This window comes from Streptomyces sp. NPDC043867 (assembly GCF_056435845.1).
In genome coordinates this window covers 1-23,268 of the sequence record NZ_JBWKDS010000039.1, presented here as the reverse complement: position 1 = coordinate 23,268, position 23,268 = coordinate 1, and the positions used below count along the sequence as shown (strand labels likewise).

General features: G+C 72.0%; 19 protein-coding genes and 1 pseudogene. 8 read left to right on the top strand and 12 right to left on the bottom strand.

The window, feature by feature from the left end:
* Positions 1–122: 122 nt before the first annotated feature.
* Both AC069T_RS30175 and AC069T_RS30170 read right to left on the bottom strand, forming a co-directional pair.
* The gene (locus tag AC069T_RS30175) at positions 123–989 is read right to left on the bottom strand and encodes a phosphatase PAP2 family protein (protein ID WP_478785759.1); all 867 of its coding nucleotides are present in this window, start codon (positions 987–989) and stop codon (positions 123–125) included.
* A gap of 108 nt (positions 990–1,097) precedes the next feature.
* On the bottom strand, positions 1,098–2,132 hold the full coding sequence (locus AC069T_RS30170) for a LacI family DNA-binding transcriptional regulator (RefSeq protein ID WP_478785758.1): 1,035 nt from the start codon (positions 2,130–2,132) through the stop codon (positions 1,098–1,100).
* Positions 2,133–2,597: 465 nt separating this feature from the next.
* Here AC069T_RS30170 and AC069T_RS30165 point away from each other — a divergent pair, with 465 nt between their 5' ends.
* The 6 genes and pseudogenes from AC069T_RS30165 to AC069T_RS30140 all read left to right on the top strand — a co-directional run bounded on the left by AC069T_RS30165 (position 2,598) and on the right by AC069T_RS30140 (position 8,985).
* Positions 2,598–3,869 carry an extracellular solute-binding protein gene (locus AC069T_RS30165; RefSeq protein ID WP_478785757.1) on the top strand — a complete coding sequence of 424 codons (1,272 nt, stop codon included), beginning with the start codon at positions 2,598–2,600 and terminating at the stop codon, positions 3,867–3,869.
* Positions 3,870–4,000: 131 nt separating this feature from the next.
* Entirely contained in the window at positions 4,001–5,005 is a 1,005-nt protein-coding gene (locus tag AC069T_RS30160) for a carbohydrate ABC transporter permease (protein WP_476751862.1), read from the top strand.
* Between the two features lie 13 nt (positions 5,006–5,018).
* On the top strand, positions 5,019–5,927 hold the full coding sequence (locus AC069T_RS30155; protein WP_478785756.1) for a sugar ABC transporter permease: 909 nt from the start codon (positions 5,019–5,021) through the stop codon (positions 5,925–5,927).
* Positions 5,928–6,097: 170 nt separating this feature from the next.
* Positions 6,098–7,828, top strand: a complete 1,731-nt coding sequence (locus AC069T_RS30150; protein ID WP_478785755.1) for a glycoside hydrolase family 13 protein — start codon at positions 6,098–6,100, stop codon at positions 7,826–7,828.
* A gap of 205 nt (positions 7,829–8,033) precedes the next feature.
* Positions 8,034–8,411: pseudogene (locus AC069T_RS30145) on the top strand (glycosidase); the annotation flags it as partial.
* A gap of 217 nt (positions 8,412–8,628) precedes the next feature.
* A complete protein-coding gene (locus AC069T_RS30140) occupies positions 8,629–8,985 on the top strand; it encodes a 5-carboxymethyl-2-hydroxymuconate Delta-isomerase (protein WP_478785754.1) in 357 nt (118 codons plus the stop codon).
* 10 nt (positions 8,986–8,995) lie between these two features.
* Here the strand turns inward: AC069T_RS30140 and AC069T_RS30135 are convergent, their stop codons facing one another.
* The 4 genes from AC069T_RS30135 to AC069T_RS30120 form a co-directional block, all read right to left on the bottom strand.
* Positions 8,996–9,697, bottom strand: a complete 702-nt coding sequence (locus AC069T_RS30135) for a TetR/AcrR family transcriptional regulator (protein ID WP_478785753.1) — start codon at positions 9,695–9,697, stop codon at positions 8,996–8,998.
* Positions 9,698–9,962: 265 nt separating this feature from the next.
* On the bottom strand, positions 9,963–11,873 hold the full coding sequence (locus tag AC069T_RS30130) for a hypothetical protein (RefSeq protein WP_478785752.1): 1,911 nt from the start codon (positions 11,871–11,873) through the stop codon (positions 9,963–9,965).
* Between the two features lie 62 nt (positions 11,874–11,935).
* Positions 11,936–12,454 (bottom strand): tetratricopeptide repeat protein, encoded by a 519-nt coding sequence (locus tag AC069T_RS30125; protein ID WP_478785801.1) that lies wholly within the window; start codon positions 12,452–12,454, stop codon positions 11,936–11,938.
* A gap of 23 nt (positions 12,455–12,477) precedes the next feature.
* Entirely contained in the window at positions 12,478–15,594 is a 3,117-nt protein-coding gene (locus AC069T_RS30120) for an alpha-N-acetylglucosaminidase (RefSeq protein WP_478785751.1), read from the bottom strand.
* A gap of 112 nt (positions 15,595–15,706) precedes the next feature.
* Between AC069T_RS30120 and AC069T_RS30115 the strand changes: the two genes are divergently transcribed.
* Positions 15,707–16,174, top strand: a complete 468-nt coding sequence (locus AC069T_RS30115) for a hypothetical protein (RefSeq protein WP_478785750.1) — start codon at positions 15,707–15,709, stop codon at positions 16,172–16,174.
* Positions 16,175–16,272: 98 nt separating this feature from the next.
* Here the strand turns inward: AC069T_RS30115 and AC069T_RS30110 are convergent, their stop codons facing one another.
* From AC069T_RS30110 to AC069T_RS30085, 6 genes are all read right to left on the bottom strand, one after another.
* Positions 16,273–17,820, bottom strand: a complete 1,548-nt coding sequence (locus tag AC069T_RS30110) for a DUF1996 domain-containing protein (protein WP_478785749.1) — start codon at positions 17,818–17,820, stop codon at positions 16,273–16,275.
* A 262-nt stretch (positions 17,821–18,082) separates the two neighbouring features.
* Entirely contained in the window at positions 18,083–19,075 is a 993-nt protein-coding gene (locus AC069T_RS30105; RefSeq protein WP_478785748.1) for an SDR family oxidoreductase, read from the bottom strand.
* 64 nt (positions 19,076–19,139) lie between these two features.
* Positions 19,140–19,721, bottom strand: a complete 582-nt coding sequence (locus AC069T_RS30100; protein WP_478785747.1) for a winged helix-turn-helix domain-containing protein — start codon at positions 19,719–19,721, stop codon at positions 19,140–19,142.
* 403 nt (positions 19,722–20,124) lie between these two features.
* Positions 20,125–21,153: a glutamine synthetase gene (gene glnII / locus AC069T_RS30095; protein WP_478785746.1), complete on the bottom strand. Its 1,029-nt coding sequence runs from the start codon at positions 21,151–21,153 to the stop codon at positions 20,125–20,127.
* A 353-nt stretch (positions 21,154–21,506) separates the two neighbouring features.
* Positions 21,507–22,196 (bottom strand): RlpA-like double-psi beta-barrel domain-containing protein, encoded by a 690-nt coding sequence (locus tag AC069T_RS30090; RefSeq protein ID WP_478785745.1) that lies wholly within the window; start codon positions 22,194–22,196, stop codon positions 21,507–21,509.
* Between the two features lie 122 nt (positions 22,197–22,318).
* On the bottom strand, positions 22,319–22,678 hold the full coding sequence (locus tag AC069T_RS30085) for an arsenate reductase family protein (RefSeq protein WP_478785744.1): 360 nt from the start codon (positions 22,676–22,678) through the stop codon (positions 22,319–22,321).
* A 162-nt stretch (positions 22,679–22,840) separates the two neighbouring features.
* On the opposite strand from AC069T_RS30085, the gene AC069T_RS30080 reads away from it, so the two are divergent.
* Entirely contained in the window at positions 22,841–23,149 is a 309-nt protein-coding gene (locus AC069T_RS30080; protein WP_478785743.1) for a hypothetical protein, read from the top strand.
* Positions 23,150–23,268 lie beyond the last annotated feature (119 nt).

Sequence of the window (23,268 nt, the reverse complement as noted above, 5' to 3'; positions counted from 1 at the left end):
GAAAGCCGCCCGGACGCGAGACAGGCCCGAGAAGCCGAAGGGCCTCGCAGGAGCCGACGGCGAACGCGGGGTTCGGGAGCATCCGGTCCCGGTCAGCCCGTCGGCGTCGCCGCGGCGGCCGGTCAGGCCTCCAGTGGTTGCGGCAGCGGCCCGCCCGGCTCCGGTACCCGGCGCGGCAGGGCGTACGGCAGGGCGCCGTACCAGGCTCCCGCGACCACGAAGCCGAAGGCCAGGCAGATCATGCCGCCCACCGCGTCCAGCCAGAAGTGGTTGGCCGTGGCGACGATGACCACCAGGGTGGCCGCCGGGTAGAGCAGACCGAGGACGCGGGCCCAGGGGGCCGAGGCCAGGGCGAAGATCGTGAGACCGCACCACAGGGACCAGCCGATGTGCATCGACGGCATCGCCGCGTACTGGTTCGACATGTTCTTCAGGTCACCCGACGCCATGGAGCCCCAGGTCTGATGGACCAGGACCGTGTCGACGAAGGTGCCGCCCATCAGCCGGGGCGGGGCGAGCGGGTAGAAGTAGTAGCCGACCAGGGCGACGGCGGTCGTCGCGAAGAGCGCCGTGCGCGTCGCCGCGTACCGGCCGGGGTGGCTGCGGTAGAGCCACACGAGAACACCCAGCGTGACCACGAAGTGCAGCGTCGCGTAGTAGTAGTTCATCCCGACGATCAGCCATGTCACCGAGTTCACGGCGTGGTTGACCGACTCCTCGACGGCGATCCCGAGATGGTGCTCGGCCCGCCAGATCCAGTCGGTGTTGCGCAGCGCCTGCGTCCTCTGCTCCGGAACCGCGTTGCGGATCAGCGAGTACGTCCAGTAGCTCACACCGATCAGCAGGATCTCGAACCAGAATCGGGGGCGGCGTGGGGTACGCAGCCGGCGCAGCAGGGCCCGGCCGGCGCGGTCGTTCGAGCTGTCCGCGACGGACTCGGGAGGGGCCTGCTTCCGGCCTTCCAGTGTCGTCACGGTGATCTCACCCATAAGGACAGAGTGTGCCAGAAAAGCCTTCCCGCACCGATCATCCCCTGGTCGGGTTCCGGCCGCATTTCCTGCTCCGCGCGGAGGGCCGGGGCCGGGCGGTTCTCCCCCTCAGGGACGATTCCGGTCCCCGGGGGCGGAAGCGGTCGAACCCCGCACCACCAGCTCCGGCATGAAAACGAACTCGCTGTGCGGCGCGGGCGTCCCGCCGATCTCCTCCAGCAGCGTGCGCACCGCCGCCTGGCCCATGGCCGGCACCGGTTTGCGGACCGTGGTGAGCGGCGGGTCAGTGAAGGCGATGAGGGGCGAGTCGTCGAAGCCGACGACCGAAATGCCCTTCGGCACGTCCAGCCCGAGCTGCCGCGCCGCCCGTATCGCGCCCAGCGCCATCATGTCGCTGGCGCACACCACCGCCGTGCAGTCCCGCTCGATGAGCGCGGTGGCCGCCGCCTGGCCGCCCTCCAGGGTGTAGAGGGAGTGCTGGACGAGCCGCTCCTCGATGTCGTCGGGGCGCAGGCCCAGCTGCTCCTGCATCGTGCGCACGAAACCCTCGATCTTGCGCTGCACCGGCACGAACCGCTTCGGGCCGAGCGCGAGACCGATGTTCGTGTGACCGAGCGAGACGAGGTGGGTGACCGCGAGGCTCATCGCCGCCCGGTCGTCGGGCGAGATGAAGGGGGCCTGCACCTTCGGCGAGAAACCGTCCACGAGGACGAACGGCACGCCCCGGGCGCGCAGCTGCTCGTAGCGCTGCATGTCCGCGGAGGTGTCCGCGTGCAGTCCCGAGACGAAGATGATGCCGGCGACGCCCCGGTCGACGAGCATCTCCGTCAGCTCGTCCTCGGTGGAACCGCCGGGGGTCTGGGTGGCCAGCACCGGGGTGTAGCCCTGGCGGGTCAGCGCCTGGCCGATCACCTGGGCGAGCGCCGGGAATATGGGGTTCTCCAGCTCCGGCGTTATCAGCCCCACCAGTCCCTCGCTGCGCTGCCGCAGCCGGACCGGACGCTCGTAGCCGAGGACGTCGAGGGCGGCCAGGACGGACTGGCGGGTGGTGGCGGCGACGCCCGGCTTCCCGTTCAGGACGCGGCTGACAGTCGCCTCACTGACCCCCGCCTGGGCTGCGATGTCGGCAAGCCGTGTGGTCACGGGATTGGACTGTACCGGCCGGGTCTCCCGTTGCCCACCAACCAGGCGCCGTGCGCGGCCGGTTGAACGGCTCGCTCCGGGCTGCTGCGTCATCGGGCTCCCTCGTGTTCTGGTCGGCTCGGCATCCCGCGCGTGCGCCGCGGGAAGGGGTGGCTCCTGCAAGGCGCTGACGGGCCGATGATCCTCGTACACGGCAGCCCTGGCAAGAGCTTGCAGAGTCTTGCACAGACGTCCGCGAGACCGCTGATCGGCCCGGTACGGGGCATCCGGGCGCCGAGGAGAGGTCACGGCGGCGTAACTCTCGGCAGTCCTTGCACTTTTTTGCTGCAAGCTCTTTCGCGACGCTTACAACGCTGTTACGTTCACGTCGCCCGGCGGACGCAACGGCGCAGTCGGCAAGTCGGCAAGGGGTGCGGGCGGGACCGCTCCCCCAACCACTCGGGCTTTCACCCTCAAGGAGATCTCATGCGGCGTGGCATAGCGGCCACCGCTCTGGTGGCGTCGATCGCCCTTTCGGCGACGGCGTGCGGCGGCGACGACAGCGGCGACAAGTCGGACGGCCCCACCACCATCACGTGGTGGGACACCTCGAACGCCACCAACGAGGCCCCGACGTACAAGGCCCTCGTCAAGGAGTTCGAGAAGGCCAACCCCGACGTCAAGGTCAAGTACGTCAACGTGCCGTTCGACCAGGCGCAGAACAAGTTCGACACCGCCGCGGGATCCAAGGGTGCGCCCGACCTGCTGCGCTCGGAGGTCGGCTGGACCCCCGCGTTCGCGAAGAAGAGCTACTTCCTGCCGCTCGACGGCACCGAGGCTCTCGCCGAGCAGGACAAGTTCAAGTCCAACCTGATCGAGCAGGCCAAGTACGACGGCAAGACCTACGGCGTGCCGCTGGTCACCGACACCCTCGCGCTCGTCTACAACAAGGCGCTCTTCGAGAAGGCCGGCATCAAGGAAGCGCCCACGACGTGGGCCGACCTGAAGACCGCCGCCGCCACGGTGAAGAAGAAGACGGGCGTCGACGGCTACTGGGGCTCCACCCAGGCGTACTACGCCCAGTCCTTCCTCTACGGCGAGGGCACCGACACGGTCGACGCCGACGCCAAGAAGATCACCGTCGCCTCGCCCGAGGCCAAGAAGGGCTTCGAGACCTGGCAGGGCCTGTTCAGCGGCAAGGGCCTGCACAAGGCCGACACCACCGCCGACGCGTACGCCCACATCCAGGACGCGTTCGTCAACGGCAAGGTCGCCGCGATCGTCCAGGGTCCCTGGGAGATCACGAACTTCTACAAGGGCTCGGCCTTCAAGAACAAGGCGAACCTCGGTATCGCCACCGTCCCGGCCGGCTCCACCGGCAAGCCGGGCGCCCCGACCGGCGGCCACAACCTCTCCGTCTACGCGGGCTCGGACAAGGCCCACCAGGACGCCTCGCTGAAGTTCGTGAAGTTCATGACCTCGGCGAAGTCCCAGGAGACGATCGCCCTGAAGAACTCGACGCTGCCGACCCGCGACGACGCCTACACCGCCGACGTCAAGGCCGACCCGGGCATCGCCGGCTACCAGACGGTGCTCGCCGCCGCCCAGCCGCGCCCGGCGCTGCCCGAGTACAGCTCGCTGTGGGGTCCGCTCGACACCGAACTGCCGAAGATCGCCGGCGGCAAGGAGTCGCTGGACAAGGGCCTGAGCAACGCGGAGACCGCGATCGCCAAGCTGGTCCCCGACTTCAAGAAGTGACCCCGCGTGGCCGTCGGATCCGCCTGCACCGGGGGACGGATCCGACGGCCATCCGGCCTGTGCGCCCCGGCCGAGCCGTCGCCGGCGCCGGGCGTGCGACCAACTCCTGAACTTGCAGAAGGTGTCGAATCATGACAGTCGCCATCGACAGAGCGACCGGCGAGCGGCGTGGTGACCGCGGGCGCCGGCCCGGCCGGATCGAGCGCATCCGGCACTCGTACCAGAAGTACTGGTACGCGTACGCGATGATCACCCCGGTGGTCCTCGTGCTCGGCGTGCTGGTGCTCTATCCGCTGGCGCGGGGCCTCTACCTGACGCTGACGGACGCCAACAGCCTCAACTCGGCCCGCACGATCGGCGTCAACCACATCGACGCCACTTACGAGTTCATCGGCCTCGACAACTACGCCGACATCCTGTGGGGCCCGACGTCGTACGACCGGTTCTGGTCGCACTTCATCTGGACGATCGTGTGGACGGCGCTCTGCGTCACGCTGCACTACGTCATCGGCCTCGGCCTCGCGCTGCTGCTCAACCAGAAGCTGCGCGGCCGCACCTTCTACCGACTGCTGCTGGTCCTGCCGTGGGCCGTGCCGACCTTCGTCACCGTCTTCGGCTGGCGCTTCATGCTCGCCGACGGCGGCGTCATCAACTCCGTGCTGGAGTCGGTGCACCTGCCGACACCGCTGTGGCTGGAGGACACCTTCTGGCAGCGGTTCGCCGCGATCATGGTCAACACCTGGTGCGGCGTGCCGTTCATGATGGTCTCGCTGCTGGGCGGCCTGCAGTCCATCGACTCCACCCTGTACGAGGCTTCCGAGATGGACGGCGCGAACGCCTGGCAGCGGTTCCGGCACGTCACCCTGCCGGGTCTGCGGTCCGTCAGCTCCACCGTCGTGCTCCTCGGCGTCATCTGGACGTTCAACCAGTTCGCCGTCATCTTCCTGCTGTTCGGCAACACCGCCCCGGACGCGCAGATCCTCGTCACCTGGGCCTACTACCTGGGCTTCGGCCAGCAGCCGCGTGACTTCGCGCAGTCGGCGGCCTACGGCATCCTGCTGCTGACCATCCTGATCGTCTTCACCTCCTTCTACCGCCGCTGGCTGAACCGCAATGACCAGCAGCTCGCGATCTGAGGCGGGAGCCCCCATGAGCACCACGACACTTCCGACGTCCGCCCCGGCGGACCAGGTCTCCCCGGGCCCCGCTCCGGGCAAGGGTCCCCGGCGGGGCGAGAACACCCGCGCCGGCTCCGTCGTGTCCCACGGCATCCTGATCGTCGCGAGCCTGATCGCGCTCTTCCCGATCGCCTGGCTGGTCTACCTGTCCCTCGGCCCGGACAAGGACGACTACCTCCACCCCGGGCGCATCTGGGACAAGATGACGTTCGACAACTACGCGTTCGTGCTTCAGCACACGAACTTCTTCGCGTGGATGAAGACCTCGCTCATCGTCTCGCTCGGCACCTCGGCCATCGGCGTCATGGTCGCCGCCACCACCGGCTACGCGGTCTCCCGCATGCGCTTCCCCGGCTACCGGAAGTTCATGTGGGTGCTCCTGGTCACCCAGATGTTCCCGATCGCCGTCCTGATCGTGCCGATGTACCAGATCCTGTCGGACCTCCAGCTCATCGACAGCTACCTGGGCCTCATCCTGGTCTACTGCTCGACCGCGGTGCCCTACTGCGCCTGGCTGCTCAAGGGATACTTCGACACCATCCCCTTCGAGATCGACGAGGCGGGACGCGTCGACGGGCTGAACCCCTTCGGCACGTTCCTGCGGCTGATCCTGCCGCTCGCCAAGCCGGGCCTGGCCGTGGCCGCCTTCTACAGCTTCATCACCGCGTTCGGCGAGGTCGCCTTCGCCTCGACGTTCATGCTGTCCGACACGAAGTACACCTTCGCCGTCGGCCTGCAGAGCTTCGTCAGCGAGCACGACGCGCAGCGCAACCTCATGGCCGCCACGGCGGTGCTGGTCGCCATACCCGTCTCCGCCTTCTTCTACCTTGTGCAGAAGAACCTGGTGAGCGGCCTGACGGCGGGCGGCACCAAGGGCTGACGCCCGCCACGCCAGGACTCCCGCGCGCACCGCGCGCGGGTGGCGGCCGCGACGCCCATCCGACCCCGCCGGCGTCGCGGCCGCCTCATCACCCGCTTCCATGACCCGAACTGCTCCCCCCGCTCCCGGCCCCGTCCGGCCGGGGGGACCCCCATCGCATCAAGGACGCCATGAGCCAGCACTCCACCGACCAGGCCCCGACCTCCGCTCTCGCCACCGTCGCCGCACACCGCGACTGGTGGCGCGACGCGGTGATCTACCAGGTCTATCCGCGCAGCTTCGCCGACAGCAACGGCGACGGCATGGGCGACCTGGAGGGCGTACGTTCCCGACTTCCGTACCTGCGCGACCTCGGTGTCGACGCCGTGTGGCTGAGCCCCTTCTACGCCTCGCCGCAGGCCGACGCGGGCTACGACGTCGCGGACTACCGGGCCGTCGACCCCATGTTCGGCAACCTCCTGGACGCCGACGCGCTGATCCGCGACGCCCACGGGCTGGGCCTGCGGATCATCGTCGACCTGGTGCCCAACCACTCCTCCGACCAGCACGAGTGGTTCAAGCGCGCGCTGCGGGAGGGCCCCGGCTCGCCGCTGCGGGAGCGCTACCACTTCCGGCCCGGCAAGGGCCCGGACGGCGAACTGCCGCCCAACGACTGGGAGTCCATCTTCGGCGGCCCGGCGTGGACCCGCGTCACCGAGCCCGACGGCACCCCCGGCGAGTGGTACCTGCACCTCTTCGCCCCCGAGCAGCCCGACTTCAACTGGGAGCACCCGGCGGTCGGCGACGAGTTCCGCTCGATCCTGCGCTTCTGGCTCGACATGGGCGTCGACGGCTTCCGCATCGACGTCGCCCACGGGCTGGTGAAGGCCACGGGCCTGCCGGACCTGGGATCCCACGAGCAGCTGAAGCTGCTGGGCAACGATGTCATGCCGTTCTTCGACCAGGACGGCGTGCACGACGTCTACCGGCAGTGGCGCACGATCCTCGACGAGTACGCGGGAGACGAGACGGGGCCCGAAGGGCCTTCCTCGGAAGGGCGGGGGCGGGTGACGGGCGGGCGCATCTTCGTCGCCGAGGCGTGGACCCCGACCATCGAGCGCACCGCCAACTACGTGCGCCCCGACGAGCTGCACCAGGCCTTCAACTTCCAGTACCTGGGCACCTACTGGGACGCGGCCGAGCTGCGCTCCGTCATCGACCGCACCCTGGACTCGATGCGCCCGGTCGGCGCCCCCGCCACCTGGGTGCTCTCCAACCACGACGTGACCCGGCACGCCACGCGCTTCGCCAACGAGGCCGGCCTCGGCACGCAGATCCGCACCGCGGGCGACCGTGAGCTCGGACTGCGGCGGGCGCGGGCCGCGACCCTGCTGATGCTGGCGCTGCCCGGCTCCGCGTACATCTACCAGGGCGAGGAGCTCGGCCTGCCGGACGTCGTGGACCTGCCGGACGAGGTGCGCCAGGACCCCGCGTACTTCCGGGGCGCCGGGCAGGACGGATTCCGCGACGGCTGCCGGGTGCCGATCCCGTGGACCCGCGGGGGCTCCTCGTACGGCTTCGGCGACGGCGGCAGCTGGCTTCCCCAGCCGGCCGGCTGGGGCGAGCTGAGCATCGAGGCGCAGACGGGCGTGGCGGGTTCCACCCTGGAGCTGTACCGCACCGCGCTGGCCGTGCGGCGTGAGCGCGCCGACCTCGGGGCGGGCGACGCCGTCGAGTGGCTGCCGGCACCCGAGGGCGTACTGGCGTTCCGCCGGGGCGACTTCGTCTGCACGGCGAACACGGGCGGCGCATCCGTGACGGTCCCGGCGTACGGGCGGGTGCTGGTCTCCAACGGTGCGGTGACCGTCGTGGACGACGAGGCGAAGCTGCCCGCGGACACCACCGTCTGGTGGGGCGTCTGACCGAACGGGTGAGCCTCCTGTGCCTCGGCGGGCAGGGGTGGGAGCGGGCCAAGAGGCCGTACCGCGAAGCGGGTTGGAATTTCTTGCGACATCTTGCTGAAACTTGTCGGCAAGCGCTACGGTCCCGATCACACCGGCGTTGTTCAGTCCGCAACCTCCGGTCCTCGCACCTCCCCCACCCGCACGACGAAGTGCAGGAGATCACATGGCCAGGAGAACTCTGGCCGCCATATCCGTCCTCGCGGCGGGCATGGCGGCCTCGGTCACCCTTCCCACAGGAGTGGCCCAGGCGTCCCCACCCGGCACCAAGGACGTCACCGCCGTCCTCTTCGAGTGGAAATTCGACTCGGTCGCCAGGGAGTGCACCAGCACCCTCGGCCCGGCCGGGTACGGATACGTCCAGGTGTCCCCGCCCGCCGAGCACATCCAGGGCGCGCAGTGGTGGACCTCGTACCAGCCCGTGAGCTACCGGATCGCCGCGGTCCACGCCCTGGCCGGAACGGCGTACGCGCTGCATCCGGTACAGGCGGCCGGCGCGGACTCCACCGTGAAACGCGCCGCCTACGCGGCCGGATCCGGCACGTTCGCCGTCCCGGCCCGCACCGTCGCGGTGTTCGAACGCACCTCGCGCTAGCGCGGTACGGCCGGTGGGGGGGGGGGGGGGGGGGGGCGCCCCCCCCCCCCCCCCCCCCCCCGGCTCCCGGCGCACGGCCGCGCGCGGGCACCCCGTCCGGGGACGGCATCGCAGCGCACGCGCTGCGGCTAGGGTGACGGGAACGTCCCCTGGAACAGGAGTGCCCATGCCGCAGATCACCGTCGACTACTCCGCGACGCTCGCCGACGCCTTCGACCGCAGCGGATTCGCGCGGGCGCTGCACGCGCAGGTCGTCGACACGGCAGCCGCGAAGATCGGCGCCTGCAAGACGCAGTTCCGTCCGGCCGAGGACACCGTGGTGGGCGCCGACACCGCCGGGCACGCCGTCGTCCACGTCACCCTCGGGCTCCTGGCCGGGCGGAGCGAGGAGACCAAGGCGGAGCTGACCGAGGCCGTCGTGGAGCTGCTCAAGACGTATGTGAAGCCCGCCGGGGGCGTCGCCCTGCATGTGTCTGCCGAGGTGCGCGACCTCGACCCGTCGTACCGCAAGTTCGAGGCGTGAGGGTCCGCGGCTACGGCGCCGGGGGCGTTGCCAGCGAGATCAGCCGGACGGCGAGGTCGGTGAAGGGCCCCTCGGCCGGCTCGTTCTCGAAGGCCCGCCGCAGCAGCGCGGCGACCTCGGCGTCGTAGGCCGCGCTCACCGCGGCCAGCGCGCCGAAGTCGTGCACGAGCTGCGTCTCCAGCTCGCCGCGCGGAATCCGCCGCCCGTCCAGCCAGATCAGCGCCGTCGACTCGGCCAGCGAGATCCACGAGCGGATCACCAGCTCCAGCCGGGCGGGCGGGTTCGCCACCCCGAGGTGGGCGAGGATCTGGACGTACGCGGCCTGGCGCACCGAGTCGACCAGCGCGTTGGTGGTCGACGAGCCGACGGCGGGGCCGCCGCGCATCAACGCCGAGAAGCCGGGCCCGTGGTCGTCCACGAAGTCGAAGAAGCGGTGCATGACCCGCAGCAGCCGCGCCCCGAGCGGTCCCTCCCGCGGCTCCACGAAACGCCCCGCGAGATCGTCGGAGGCCCGCTGCAACGCCGCTTCGTACAGGCTGAGTTTGCCGGGGAAGTAGTGGTAGACCAGCGGTCGCGAGATGCCCGCGGCGGAGGCTATCTCGTCGATGGAGACCTCGTCGGGCGAGCGCCGGCTGAACAGGTCGAGGGCGACGCCGATCAACTGTTCCCGTCGCTCCTCGACACCCATCCTGCGGCGCACCCCGGTCGTCATACGAACACCTTACCGATCGGAGCCGTACCGGAACGGGCCGGTCCGGCCTGGGGTGTTCACCTGACGGGCCCGCTGTGCTCGCCTTTCGCCCGCGGGACACGGACCAGCGTCGGGCCGTCACGCTTCGCGTCCGCCGGGAGGGCGTCCCGGCGACCGGCCTCCCCTTCGAGGACGCGCTGCCGACGGGACCCGCGGGAGCCCTCTGCCCGGCGGCGGGGCCCCGCGGGACCCCTCCGCCGGGAAACCCGCCGGCCGTCCCCTCAGCTCAGCGCAGTCCGCTGACCGATGTGCCGTTCGTCAGCGTCCCCGTCAGCTCCGCCCGCGCCCCCTGCTCCGTCCGCAGGGTCAGCAGGTTCCCCTGTGCCGTCCCGCGGACTCCGCCCGTCGCACTGACCGAGACCGTGTCCCTGCTGCCGGCGGCGAGCAGGTACCAGGACCCCGCGGCCGACTTCCACAGCACGCCCGCCAGCACGTGCGGGTCGCGCGACCCGCACGCGGGAGCGTTCTCGGACTTCGCCGCGACCGCCCCGAAGCGCCCGCCCGGCGTGTGGAACTGCGCCAGCACGCGCGCGTCGGCACCCCGCCAGGTCTCCGCCCGTGTGCACACCCACGCGCCGGCCCCGCTCGCGTCCGGCAGCGACTGCCGCGCGAACTGCCAGGCGTTCACCGACCGCACGCCCTGCGAGCGCACCGAGGCGAGGGAGCAGGCATAGGGCGACCAGCTCTGCGGCGTGGCCTCACGGGGCGCGCCGGGCCGGCCCGCGGTGAGGTGGGCCGGGGTCAGTTCGCCGAGGTCGCTCAGCAGGCGCGGGCCCGCGCCGCCGGTGCCGCCCGTCAGCCGCAGCGCCCGCCAGGAGCGGCAGGTGCCGCTCTGCTGGGCCGGGCTCGCCAGCGGCCCCGTCACCCCGTCCCGCGAAAGACCCAGGTCGACGGGGGCGGCCGCGGGCTTCAGCAGATCCAGCTCGGCCGCCTCGCGCACCCAGGGCGCCGTCAGATAGCGGACGTTGCCGTCGGCGCGGTCGAGGACCACCGCGCCCGACTCGGCGTCGCTCGCGCCGTCCACCCGCGCGAAGTCGAGGGCGGCGCCGTTCGCGGAAGCCTTCGGCTCGGCGTACCGGACGATGCGCAGACCGTCGTACAGGAGCACCACGCGCGCGGAGTCGACGTCACCCGCGTACAGGAGCTGGGGCGGGCCGGGAGGAGCGCCGGACGGCGTGCCCGGGGTCGCCGAGACCTGCACGGTCTCGCCCGGGCGGGCCCACACGGCGAGGGCCCGGCGCAGCAGGGCCCTGTCCCCGGTCAGGTTTCCGCGCGCGGGCCACACGGAGAAGTCGGTGCGCGCGGACGACCGCCACGCCGTCGCGGGCACCTTCACCACCCGCGCCGGGTCCAGCGCGGCCTCCGCGGCCGGGTTCTGCGCGTACGCGGGTGCGGCGGCCCCGTCCCGGCCCCAGCCGTCGCCGGGCAGCCCGAGCAGCGCCCCGCACACCGCGACGGCCGCCGCGGCGGCGAGCGCGGCCTTCATGTGCTGCCTGCGCCGCATCAGGTCCGTGGGCCGGGCGTGCAGCGAGCAGGGGTCGAACGCGGGGGAGAGCAGCAGCTCGTCCTGGCCGGTCAGGGCGCGGGCCTCCGCGAGCGCCGCACCCGGCCTGTCGACGCCCGCCGCGTCGAGCACCTCGCGCACGCCGGCGTCGGACAGCTGCTCCAGGGCGCGCAGGACGAAGGCCGCGCGGGCCGGTCCGGTGAGGCCGGACAGCCGCTGGTCCAGCGCGAGTTCGTCGGCGCCGCCGGAACGCGGGAAGAGCCTCAGACCCCACACCTGCGGCAGCAGCGGCGGCAGCTGGGACCGCTTGGGCCAGGCCGGCCGCTTCAGGGGCAGCGCGGCGTCCAGCGCGCCGCGCACCACCTGGAGGCGCACGACGGCATAGCCCGGGTCGCCGTCGCGGCCGTTCGCCTGGGCGGGGATCACGCACGTGGCGGTCCGCCCGCGCGGCAGCGCCCGCTGGGTCAGGGCGTGCGCCGTCAGCACCCGGCGGTTACGGCCGAGGCTGGGCGGCAGCACCAGATAGGCGAGCCGGACCAGCCGCGGATAGTGCTCGACGAGCGCGGCCTCGGCCTGCTCGACGTCGACGGCCGTTCCGGGTGCGGGGCGCGGGGCTACATCCTGTGACTGCACGTTCAGCAGAACGAGCGGATCGTTGGTTGGTCACCTCGGCCCGCGGGAAGCGGACCGGGGCTTTACGCGTCGGGCTCCACCAGCAGCCGGGCGTAGTTCGCCATCGACCGCTGGTAGCGCGGCAGATGGGGAGCCAGAGCGCCCAGCACCAGGGCCAGGCCCTCACGTTCCCGGCCGAGGTCGGCCAGGCAGAGCGCGAGGCAGGCGCGTACGGCGTCGTCCAACTCGTCGGAGGGGGCGACCAGTTCCGGGGTGAGGAGATGGACGCCGTCCTCCGCCTGCCCGATGTTCCGCAGCGAGCTGGCGAGTTGGATCTTGGTGCGCCGGGCGCGGTAGCCGTCGAGTCCGCCCGCCAGTGCCTCCCGGTAGAGCGGCACCGCCCGGTCCGAGTGGCCCGTCGAGTCCCAGGCGCAGGCCCGCTCGAAGGCGCGGACGGGGCTGTCGTCCGGCAGCTCGGCGACGAGTTCGTCGATCACCGCGCGGAAGTCCGCCGCCCGTGCCTCGTCGTAGTCGTCGAAGGTGGCCCAGGCGGCCGCCACGCGCTTTTCCCAGTCGTCGTTCACGGACCCACCCTCGCACAGGCGTGCCGGTGCGGACCACGGCGTCACGCGATCCTCCAGCCGCTGAACTCCGCGGTCCCGCGCGCACCCCCGCCCCCGTTCGCCGCGCTCGTGAACATCCCCACGTCCTGGGCGTCGGCCCCGCCCGGCACCGGCACGGTCGCCACCGCCCGCCAGGTCGCCCCGTCGTCCGTCGAGCACGCGCCGGTGTACGAGGCCCCGGCGCGCGTCAGCCGCAGCAGCACCGGCGCCCCGATCCCGGTGAGGCGCCGGTACGTGTCGAGGGTGCCGTCGCCGTTCGAGTCGTACGACAGCACGACCCCGTTGGCCGGGGTGACCGCAAGGTCGAGGAAGCCCCTGGACCCGGGGGTCGCCAGGCTGTCGCGGGCGACGATGCCCGCCCTGGCCCAGGGACCGGTGACCGCCTGGGCGTCGACGCGGAGCGTCACGACGGCTCCGTCCGTCAGGGCTCCCGCCCGGTAGAGGGTGCCGAACTCCGCGGTGCCCTTCCACAGGTCCGCGCCCGCGCCGTCGATCGCGAACCGGTCGCCGAGCTGTCCGAAGACGGCCGCGTTGTTCGTGTACGTCGTCCAGCCGTCGGCGAGCGGCCCCGCCTCGAAGAGGGTGCCGTCGAAGCCGGCTCGCACCCGGTCCTCGCCCCGCGGGCCGTAGCGGACCCCGATCGTGTAGGGCAGGGGGCGCAGCGGGCCGTCCAGCGGAGTGCCGGGGGCGTCCGCCCGCCAGCGGACGACGCCGGTCCCGGCGGCGGGCACCGAGGCGAGGGACGTCGGACCGTCGGGATCCGCCGCGACGCCGGTGAGCGTGAAGTCGACGCGGCCGGTGGCGCGCAGGCCGTTGACGTTGGTGAAGACGGCCTCCACGCGCGCGTGCCCGCCGGGCGGGAAGGCGGGCGGGTCGGCGGTGACCGCGAGGGCGCCCTGGTAGGGCGCGCGGGCCAGGACGTCCCGGACGCGCGCGGCCGTCCGGTACGGGTCGCCGGACGGCCGCAGCGGATAGTCCTTCCGCTCCCGGGTCCACGGCTCCTCGAACGCGAACCAGTCGACGGCGGCGGGCGGCGTCCCGGTGACGAGGGCGGCCTCCAGCGCGTCGAACCACTTCTGCCAGCGCGGCAGGTAGAAGTCGGCCAGCAGGCCGTTCCACTCCCGGTTGCCGTACTCGTGCAGGTCCCCGGCGTCGGAGGTGGCCCGGCCGCCCCACACGGTGATCAGCACCTTGGCGGTCCGCTCGAACTCGGCGCGCTCCCGGTCGTCCGTGGCGAGCCGGCGCGCGTCCTCGACCCAGGGCCCGAGGAGGAACGCCGGGTGCGTCCCGGTGACGTCGTCCGACAGCCGCATCAGCCGCAGCCACAGCGCGGCCAGCGCCCGGAAGGCGGGCAGGTCCCGCCTCTGGTAGGCGGCCCGAAGCTGCGGCAGGTACTGGCGGCTGCGGTGCGCGAGCGCCTGCCGGGCCACGTCCACCACGTCGTACCGGTACGCGGCGCTGCCCCGCAGGTCCCCGGCCACCGCGAGCAGCCCGGCCAGCGCGGCGTCGAAGCGGCCGGGGTCGTAGGTGAGGGCGCGCGGCGCGTACGCGGCGGCACGGACGGCCGCCAGGTCGGGACGGGCGCAGAACAGCGAGTCGTGGGGGTCGCTGCGCTCCACGGCCCGCTGCTGGTAGGCGGTGTCGTGCAGGGCCCGCCAGGCGCCGCGGGCACGGGGGTCCCGCCGCCCGTACCGGAAGTCGGCGTACGACGAGAACCAGGCGGCCCGGTCGATCCGGCCGGGGCTCCAGGCCATTTCGGAGAAGAGCTCGAACGCGGCCGGGTCCCGGTCGGCGGCCTCCGGCAGGTACGCCGTGCCCGCCAGCGCGCTGCCCGGCTTGTCCCGCCAGGCGAAGAACTTCTCGTTCCACAGATGCGTCCGGGCGCCGATCGTCGTACGGCCGCCGAAGTTGGGGATCGAACCGAACGCGTACGGGGTGCCGCCCCAGTCCCGCTCGCGGTCGGTGACGCCGCTGAAGCGGTCCGAGACACCGTCGACGATCAGCATCCTCTGCCTGTCGACGGCGTCGAGGAGCGCGGGCAGCGGGTTGGCCTCCCAGCCGAGGATCACCCAGGTCGCGTCCGGGTGGGCCCGCCGCAGGGCCCGCTCCACCCCGCGGGCCGCGTCCGGCACCGGCACGTCCCCGGCGGTGCCGCCCTCGTGCAGCAGGTCCATCTTGAAGTGGGCGGCCCCGCCGAACACGTCCTGCTGATGGCGGTAGAACGAGGCGGCGACCTCGGCGAAGGCGCCGGTGCGCGGATCCAGCCAGTCCGGGCGCTGGAAGCCGTGCCAGACGCCCTGCGGCACGACGTGTGCGTCCCCGCCGTTGCGCGCCACGAAGTCCTGGGGGACGTGCCCGTAGTAGCCGGGCAGCACCGGGGCCATGCCCAGCTCCCGCAGCCGGCCGGCGATGCGGCGGCCCAGTTCCGCGCGCCGGGCGATCAGTGCGGGGGAGAGCGGACCGCCGTACCCGGCGAGGTTCTGGAGCAGCCACCACGGCTGGTGGGAGGGGGCGGGCAGCCAGCCGCGGGCCTCGGCGTCGGTGTACCCGAAGTCCCGCAGGACGCGGTGGTAGACGGCTTCCATGCCGGCGACGACCATCACCTCGTTGCAGCCGTGCGCGGCGAGGAGGTCGATCTGGTGCTCCCAGTACGGCCAGTCCGCGTACGGGGCGGTGTAGCCGTCGTTGGTGTCGTTGAGCGCGAACCGGTGGGGGAGCGCGGTGTCCCGGCCCAGCGGGCGCGCGGGCGCGGGCAGCCGGCGCGGCAGGCGGAGCTGGGAGCCGTTCCAGGCCAGGTGGGCACCGCACACGTACTTCAGATGGAAGTGGACGCCGGTGAGCAGCACGGCCGGACTCGTCCCCGTCACCTCGATGCGTCCCGTGGAGCCCGTCACCCGGAAACGGTCCCGCCCGTCCACCGGCGCGACCGGACCGAGCCGGTACTGCTCGGCGTGTCCGGGCAGCAGCCGATTGAGCGCGGAGCGTGCGGGAGCCGTATCGAAGGCGGGGCCCTCGCCGGGGCTCCCTGCGGCGTGGGCCGGGACCGTCACCCCGAGGGCGGTCCCGAGGCCGATGGCACCGGCCGTGCCCAGCACCGTGCGTCGCGACGGACTGTTCATCTGCGCGCCCCCTGTCTCGACAGGTGCGGCACGCTAACCGGACGGGCGTCCGTGCTCAACGGTGCGAACGGAGCTGGCGAGTTCATGTCGCCGTGAGGGACCGGAGGAACGAATGAGGTTGACGCGCGAAGGGCTTGCGGCCGCAGCGACGGGGGCCGCCGCGGCGCTGCTGCTGCTCACCGGCTGCGGCGGGTCGGGCGACGCCGGAGCAGGGGACGACAAGGTACCGGCCACGGCCACCGGCAGCCTGGAGGACCTGGCCTCCGAGGCGAAGTGCGAGCCGGACATCCAGACGGATGCCGACGAGATCCGCCAGGCCGTCTGCAAGAACACCGACGGCAAGTTCATCCTGGCCACCTTCGCCACCGACCGCGGTCAGCGTGAGTGGCTCAACGAGGCCAAGGACTACGGCGGTTCGTACCTCGTCGGCAGCAAGTGGGTCGCCGTCGGCGAGCCGGGGACGGTCACGGCGCTGCGCGGCAAGCTCGGCGGAACCATGGAGGAGGGGACCTCGCACCACTCGGGGGGCGGTGGCGGCGGGGAGACCGGGACCGCGCACTCCGGTCACCACAGCGGCTGACCAACGGGTTCGCGGGTGCCCCGGGGCGCCGCGGAAACGCCGGAGGCCGGCGGCGGGATCTCCCGCCGCCGGCCTCCTCGGTGAGTCGGCTCAGCCGGTCACTTGCACTTCTTGCCGGTGTTGATGCAGTTGACCATCTTGTTCATCAGGTTCTCGTCGAAGACGTTGATGAAGTCGTCGTGGTCGGTGCTCGGCTTGTGCAGCTGCTCCGGGAAACCGTCCACCGCGTAGGCGTTCTTGACCTGACCGTTCGCGACGGTCGGCGGCGGCACGTCGTACACGAGGCGCATCGTCAGCTGCGGGATCGCCTTGAAGCCGTTTGCGCAGTTGCCCTGGGCGTCGGCGAAGGCCACGTGCGTACGGTGGTTCGCGCTGTCGGCGTTCTGGCCGTCCCAGCAGCTCTGGAAGGCGAACGAGCGCACCACGCTGCTGCCCTGGGGACAGATCGGGTACTGCTCCGTCAGCTGGACCTTGCTCTCGAAGCCGGTGCAGCTCCAGTGGGCGTTGGCGTTCGCGAGACCGTTGGTCGTGGTCTTCGCGTCACCGGTGATGATCCGCAGGAACTTCGGCATCGCGACGACCTTGCTCCGCGGGTTGCCGACGAACTTGATGGACGCCTGCTTGGTCTGCAGGACCTTGCCGACGTTGCCCTCCTTGCCGCCGCCGTCGTTGTTCTGGTCGAAGTCCTGCGTACCGTCCTGGATCCGCACCACCGGCCAGTAGTACGACGACTTGTCGCCCTGGTTCGCGCAGCTGGTCTGGGCCGCGGCGAACGTGTCGTTGTTGGCGAACGCGTCGTTCGACTGGTTGCCGACGTAGTCGTGCAGGTGGTGAGCGCCGTTGGTGACACCGGGCGCCACGATCACGTTGTCGGTGTTGAACTTCTTGTTGGCGTTCACACCGCAGGAGCTGGTGAAGGTGCCGGACGAGCCGGCCGCGCGGGTCCGTGCCTTGCGGGCCACGTTGGGCCGCACCTTCGTGATGTCGACGAAGTCGGCCGCGACCGGACCGTTGCCGGCCTGCCCGCCGTTCCCGGCCTGACCTCCGTTGCCCTGGCCCTGACCGCCGCCGTTCTGGCCCTGGCCGTTGCCGGCCTGGCCGCCGGTGCCCTGGTTCTGGCCTCCGCCGTTCTGGCCCTGACCGTTGCCGGCCTGGCCGTCGGTGGTCTGCGGCGGAGCCGCCGGGACGCCGGTGCACGGCGCGAGTGCGTCCAGCGAGCTCGGCGCGGTGCTGCCGACCCGCTTGAATCCGATCTTGATCCGTTCGATCGTCGCGGTCCGCTTGTCCTTCAGCGGGCCGAGGATGGCGTTCTGGACGAAAGCGGTGTCCTTCGTCGCGGCGTCGCGCGTGGCGGCGAGCCGGGCGTAGGCCTCGGTGATCTGCTTGTCGAGGGCCGCCAGCTCCCTGTCGACGCCGGATCGTGCCCGGTACGGGACACTGGTCAACTGCTGACCCACGTCCGGGCACTTGATGGTGGCCGCCTGGGCGGCGGCGGCCTTGGTGCTGTTCTGCGCCGAGTTCTCCTCGTGCGCGGAAGCGTAGAAATTCGCCCAGACCAGTCCGCCGCCGCCGATCGCCAGAGCCGCCGATGCGGCGATGGCGCGGACGGCGAGCGGTGAACGGCGTTTTCGCGTGTTGCGTCCCATGGAACTCCTCTGACTTCCTTGCGGGGCAGCGAGGCGCCCGACAGGAGTGAAGCGGCTCCCTTCCATACGCGTGAGGCGTGTGGGGTGTTCAGGAACCGCGGAAGAACTTGGAAACCCATGGGGCCATTTCCGGCACAAGGGGGCCAGAACGCTGTGAAATCAAGGGAGTTGATCTCCCGAATCAGGTTTGAACCATAGTCAGTGCGGTCGGGTACGGCGTCGTGCGCGGGCCCGCACCGATCCGGGGAGGGCACGCCCGGGGTCACATGGCGAGCACCTTCGCCTCCACGGCCGGGTCGAGTCCCACCACCGGCCGGTCGGACCGCTGCGGGGCCACACCTCCGAGGCTCCGCAGCCAGCTCCACGTGTCGGCGACCGTCTCCTCGACGGGCCGCACCCGCAGTCCCGCACCGAGGGCACGGGACACGTCCGCCCCGTGCAGCGCGTCGTGCAGCCCGCTGCCCGGCGGCACCCACACGGGCAGGTGCGTCCACGGCTCGATCCCCGCCGCGAGGATCGCCCCGGGCTCGGTCCACCGCAGCTCCGCCCGCCCGCCGGTGACCCGGGCGCACGCGTCGAGGAGCCCGCGCGTCGTCGTGTGCCCCCGCGGCCCCACCAGGTTGTACGCCCCGCTCACCTCACCTTGCGCCGCTCCGACGGTCCACTCGGCGAGGTCGCGGACATCGACGTACTGGAGCGGCAGGTCGCGAGGGCCGGGCGCGAGCACGGGACCCCCGCGCGCGATCCGGTTCAGCCACCACGGCAGCCGCCCGATGTTCTCGTACGGCCCGAGGATCAGCCCGCAGCGCACCAGCACCGAGCGGCCGGCACCGAAGCTCTCCAGCACGGCCAGCTCACCGCCCCGCTTGTCGCGTGCGTAGTCACTCTGTTCCGCGCCGGCCGACGCGCCCCCGACGAGGGGAGCGTCCTCGGTGTACCCGGCGGTGGCCGGCCACGCGTACACCGAGCAACTCGACACGTACACGTACCGGCCGGCCCGGCCTGCCAGCAGCCGCGCCGTGTCCTGCACCGCCCGCGGTGCCGCCGACCAGGTGTCGACGACGACGTCCCACTCGCCCTCGGTGAGCGCCGCGAGTCCGCCGGGAGCGGTGCGGTCGCCGTGCAGCGTCCGCACGCCCGCGGGGGCGGCCCGCCGCCCGCGGTGGAAGACGGTCACGTCCCAGCCGGCGGCGAGCGCCGCCTCCACGACGGCGCGCCCCACGAACTCCGTACCGCCCAGCATCAGAAGTCTCATGCCGGTCACTCTGCCCAAGGCACGGCGCGGACGGAACGGGAATCTGCTGACAGGAGATCCGGGGTCAGCGTCCGGCCGGCGGGGCGTACTTGTACCCGACCCGCCGCACCGTCTGGATCGCCTTGCGGTGCTCCGCGCCGAGCTTGCGCCGCAGCCGGGCGACGTGGACGTCGACGGTACGGCCGTCGCCCACATGCCCGTAGCCCCACACCGTGGTGACCAACTGGTCGCGCGTGTGCACCCGGTGGGGGTGCGCGACCAGGTGGGCGAGCAGTTCGAACTCCAGGTACGTCAGGTCGAGCGTCCGGCCGTCGACCCGCGCGGTGCGCTGCACGGAGTCGATCCGGACGAGCGGTTCGCCGGCGTCCTCGCCGAGGGCCCTCGCGTCGGGTGCGTCCGGCACGGCGACCGGCAGCAGCGGCTGCTGGTCGGCCGGGACGAGGACCAGGTAGCCGACCATCGGCGGCCGGCCCGGCAGCGTCGGCAGGGTGTGCTGGGGAGCCGGCAGCCAGGTGGCCCCCGGCGGGAGGAAGTCCGCGACATCGACCACCTCGTCCCGGTCGACGGCGCGCAGCCGGTGCCGTGCGGCGGTCGGGGCGGAGGCGGTGAGGGTGCCGGCGGTGGAGAAGGTACGGGTGTTCGCCATGAGAGGTCAGCTCTTTCGCGCGAGGAGTCGTCGTGTGGTGCCGACGGCCGCGAGGTCCTCGCGGGGGAGTCGGCGGACGTACGTCGTGCGCGCTGGCCGAAGGCCGGGGTGGACGGCTTTAGAGGGCCCGCGCGTTCATCGCGCGACAACACTCCCGGTCGAAGTCGTGGAGCTGACGGGAGGGCCAGAAGGGCTCGAGGTCGTGGCGACCCGTCGCGGTGCACTTCCGGAAGCTGGCCATGGGTCCATTGAAGCAGATGAGCCCGGCCCTGAGCAGCTCCGGTAGGGACCTTCTCGGCACGTGATACCGGGCCTCGGCGCGATCCTGTCTCCCGCGCCCGGCGGGGAACGCGGAAGGGGCGCCCGCCGGTCCGGCGGGCGCCCCTTCAGGGGAGGCGGGGGATCAGACCTGGCCGGCCTTCTCCAGAGCGGTGCAGCAGGTGTCGACGAGCAGCCGCGTCACCACGTACGGGTCGACGTTCGCGTTCGGACGGCGGTCCTCGATGTAGCCCTTGCCGTCCTTCTCGACCTGCCACGGGATGCGGACCGAGGCGCCGCGGTTGGAGACGCCGTAGCTGTACTCGTTCCACGGGGCGGTCTCGTGCAGACCCGTCAGCCGGTCGTCGATGCCGGCGCCGTAGTTCTTGACGTGGTCGAGCGGCTTCGAGCCCTCGCCCAGCGACTCGCACGCGGTGATGATCGCGTCGTAGCCCTCGCGCATCGCCTTGGTGGAGAAGTTGGTGTGCGCGCCGGCGCCGTTCCAGTCGCCCTTGACCGGCTTCGGGTCCAGCGTCGCGGAGACGCCGAAGTCCTCGGCGGTGCGGTAGAGCAGCCAGCGCGCGACCCACAGCTGGTCGGAGACCTCCAGCGGCGCGAGCGGGCCGACCTGGAACTCCCACTGGCCGGGCATGACCTCGGCGTTGATGCCGGAGATGCCCAGACCTGCCTTCAGGCAGTTGTCGAGGTGCGCCTCGACGACGTCACGGCCGAAGATCTCGTCCGAGCCGACGCCGCAGTAGTAGCCGCCCTGCGCGGCCGGGAAGCCGCCCTCGGGGAAGCCGAGCGGACGCGAGCCCTTGAAGAAGGTGTACTCCTGCTCGATGCCGAAGACCGGCTCCTGCGCGGCGTGCCGCTCCGCGACCTCGGCGAGCGCGGCACGGGTGTTGGACTCGTGCGGCGTCATGTCGATGTTGAGGACCTCGCACATGACGAGGACGTCGTCGCCGCCGCGGATCGGGTCCGGGTACGTGGCGACCGGCTTGAGTACGCGGTCCGAGGCGTGGCCCTCGGCCTGGTTGGTGCTCGATCCGTCGAAGCCCCAGATGGGCAGCTCGGCACCCTTGGCGTCGTCGGCCAGGATCTTCGTCTTGGAACGGAGCTTGGCCGTCGGCTCGGTGCCGTCGATCCAGATGTACTCAGCCTTGAAGGTCACGGGCCACATCCTTCGGGGTGGGTCTGCAGGCGCATGCGCGGGTGCTGCGGCGCTGCGGCACTGGGGCGCCGCTGGGATGTCCGGCAGCCTGTCAACAGGCGATTTCCCGGTCATTGCCCGCAGGTGAACCCCGTGTTACCTGGGACTCGTGTGCCCGGGGTCACGCGGTGAGGGGGCACCGAGGGGGCGGCGGGCCGGGGCCGCGTGGACCGTGCGCCGGGGGCGGCGGCTCGTATGCGATGCGTTTGCGGGCGCGCACGGCAGGGGCCCCGCACCGGGCGAGGGCCCCGCCCCTCCCGTGCGGGAGAAACGGGACCCTCGGCGGTGTTCCCGCGTACGGCGGCAGAGGGCCGTCAGCCGACCTTCTCGATGCGGGCCCGGCGGATCAGGAACTTTCCGGGCTCCCTGACCTCTTCGAACGCCGCGTTGTTGAGCAGGACGCAGCTGCCCGAGACCGAGGTCACCTCGACCGTCGTGGACTTGTCGTTGTCCAGGTTGGTCACCTTCAGCCTGGTCCCGGCCGGGAACTCGTTGCTGGACGCGGCCGGGGCGCCGTTCTCGCCGGAGAGCGTGACGGTCGAACCGGCGCACACCTGCTCACCGGCGGCACCGCCCGCCTCCTCGCCTCCCGCGTCCTGGCCCGCGTCCCCGGTGCCCGCGTCGTCACCGGGTGCGGTCTCCTCGGGAGCCGTCCCGGCGGGCGCGTCGGTCGCCGGCCGGCCGGCCTGGGAGTCCTGAGCCGACTCCCCGACCTCGCAGCCGGACGCCTTCTGCTGGCGCCCGATCTCCTTGATGACGTCCTCGCGGTTGGCGATCCGGGCCTTCGACTGGGCGTCGGGAGCGGCCCGCTGGGCGTCGATGAACCGCTGGTTGTTGCCGACCGCGGTGGCCAGTCCCTGGCAGACCGCAGAGTCCTGGGCGCTCTGGACCGGCGACGCGTTCGACGTGGCCGCGAGGGCGAAGGCCCCGCCTCCGGCCACGGCGGCGGCGCCGACCAGCAGGGCGAGCTTCTTCTTGGTGCCGAGCGTTCTCCTACGCGACATGCGCGCCTCCTGGATGCGGGGGAACGTACGCCGCTATGTACGAGATACCGAACGAGGTCACTCAACGGTCACGGAGACCGCCGGGGTGATGTGGGCCACAGGGACGCCTCGGTGACGGACGGTCAGCGGGACAGCGCGTTCCGTACCGCCTCCTCCGTGCGGCCCACCACGGCGGTTCCGTCGTCCGCCGTGATGATGGGCCGCTGGATCAGCTCGGGATGCTCCGACAGCGCCTTGGTCCACCGGTCCCGCGAACCGGCGTCCCGCGCCCACTCCTTGAGGCCGAGTTCCTTGGCGGCGGCCTCCTGGGTGCGGGTGATGTCCCACGGTTCGAGTCCGAGACGCTCCAGCACGTCCCTGATCTCGTCCTCGGTGGGCACGTCCTCCAGGTAGCGGCGCACGGTGTAGTCGGCGCCCTCCGCGTCGAGCAGACCGACGGCGCTGCGGCACTTCGAACAGGCGGGATTGATCCAGATCTCCATGCCCCCACGGTACCCGGAACACCCCCTCCCACCTGCGCCACAGCCCCCGCCAAAGCCCCTGTGGCCAGGGGCTTTTGTCAGTGCCGGGCGGTAGAATGGAAGCAGTGTTCGAGGGTGCGCCGGAGGTTCCGGTGAGGCCCTGACCGCGACAGGAGGATGCCCGTGCCCGCTGCCGCACTGAAGCCGAAGTCCGCCCGGTCCACCGTCCGCAGGGCGGTCCCGCCCGACCTGCCGTACGAGCCCGTGAACAAGCGCCCGCTCCCGCCCGGGCGGCCCCGCGACTGGTACGTCACCCACAACCGCCGGCTCAAGGCGATGCGCCTCGCGATCGCCCTGCTCGACTCCGGTGTCTACGTGCCGGACTTGGCCCGTAACGAGACGATCCGCAGCGCCGCGCAGCTCATCGGCGTCCATCCCCCGTCGGACACCACGTGCCACATGGTCCGGGCACTGATGCGGTACGCCCGCTGACCTCCCCGGGGGTCCGCCCGCCCCGGCGGAGACCCGGGATCGGGGGGGGAAGGGGAGGAGGGGGGCGGGGGGTCCCCCCCCCCCCCCCCACCCCCGTTTCCGCTGCGTCCTTAGCCACG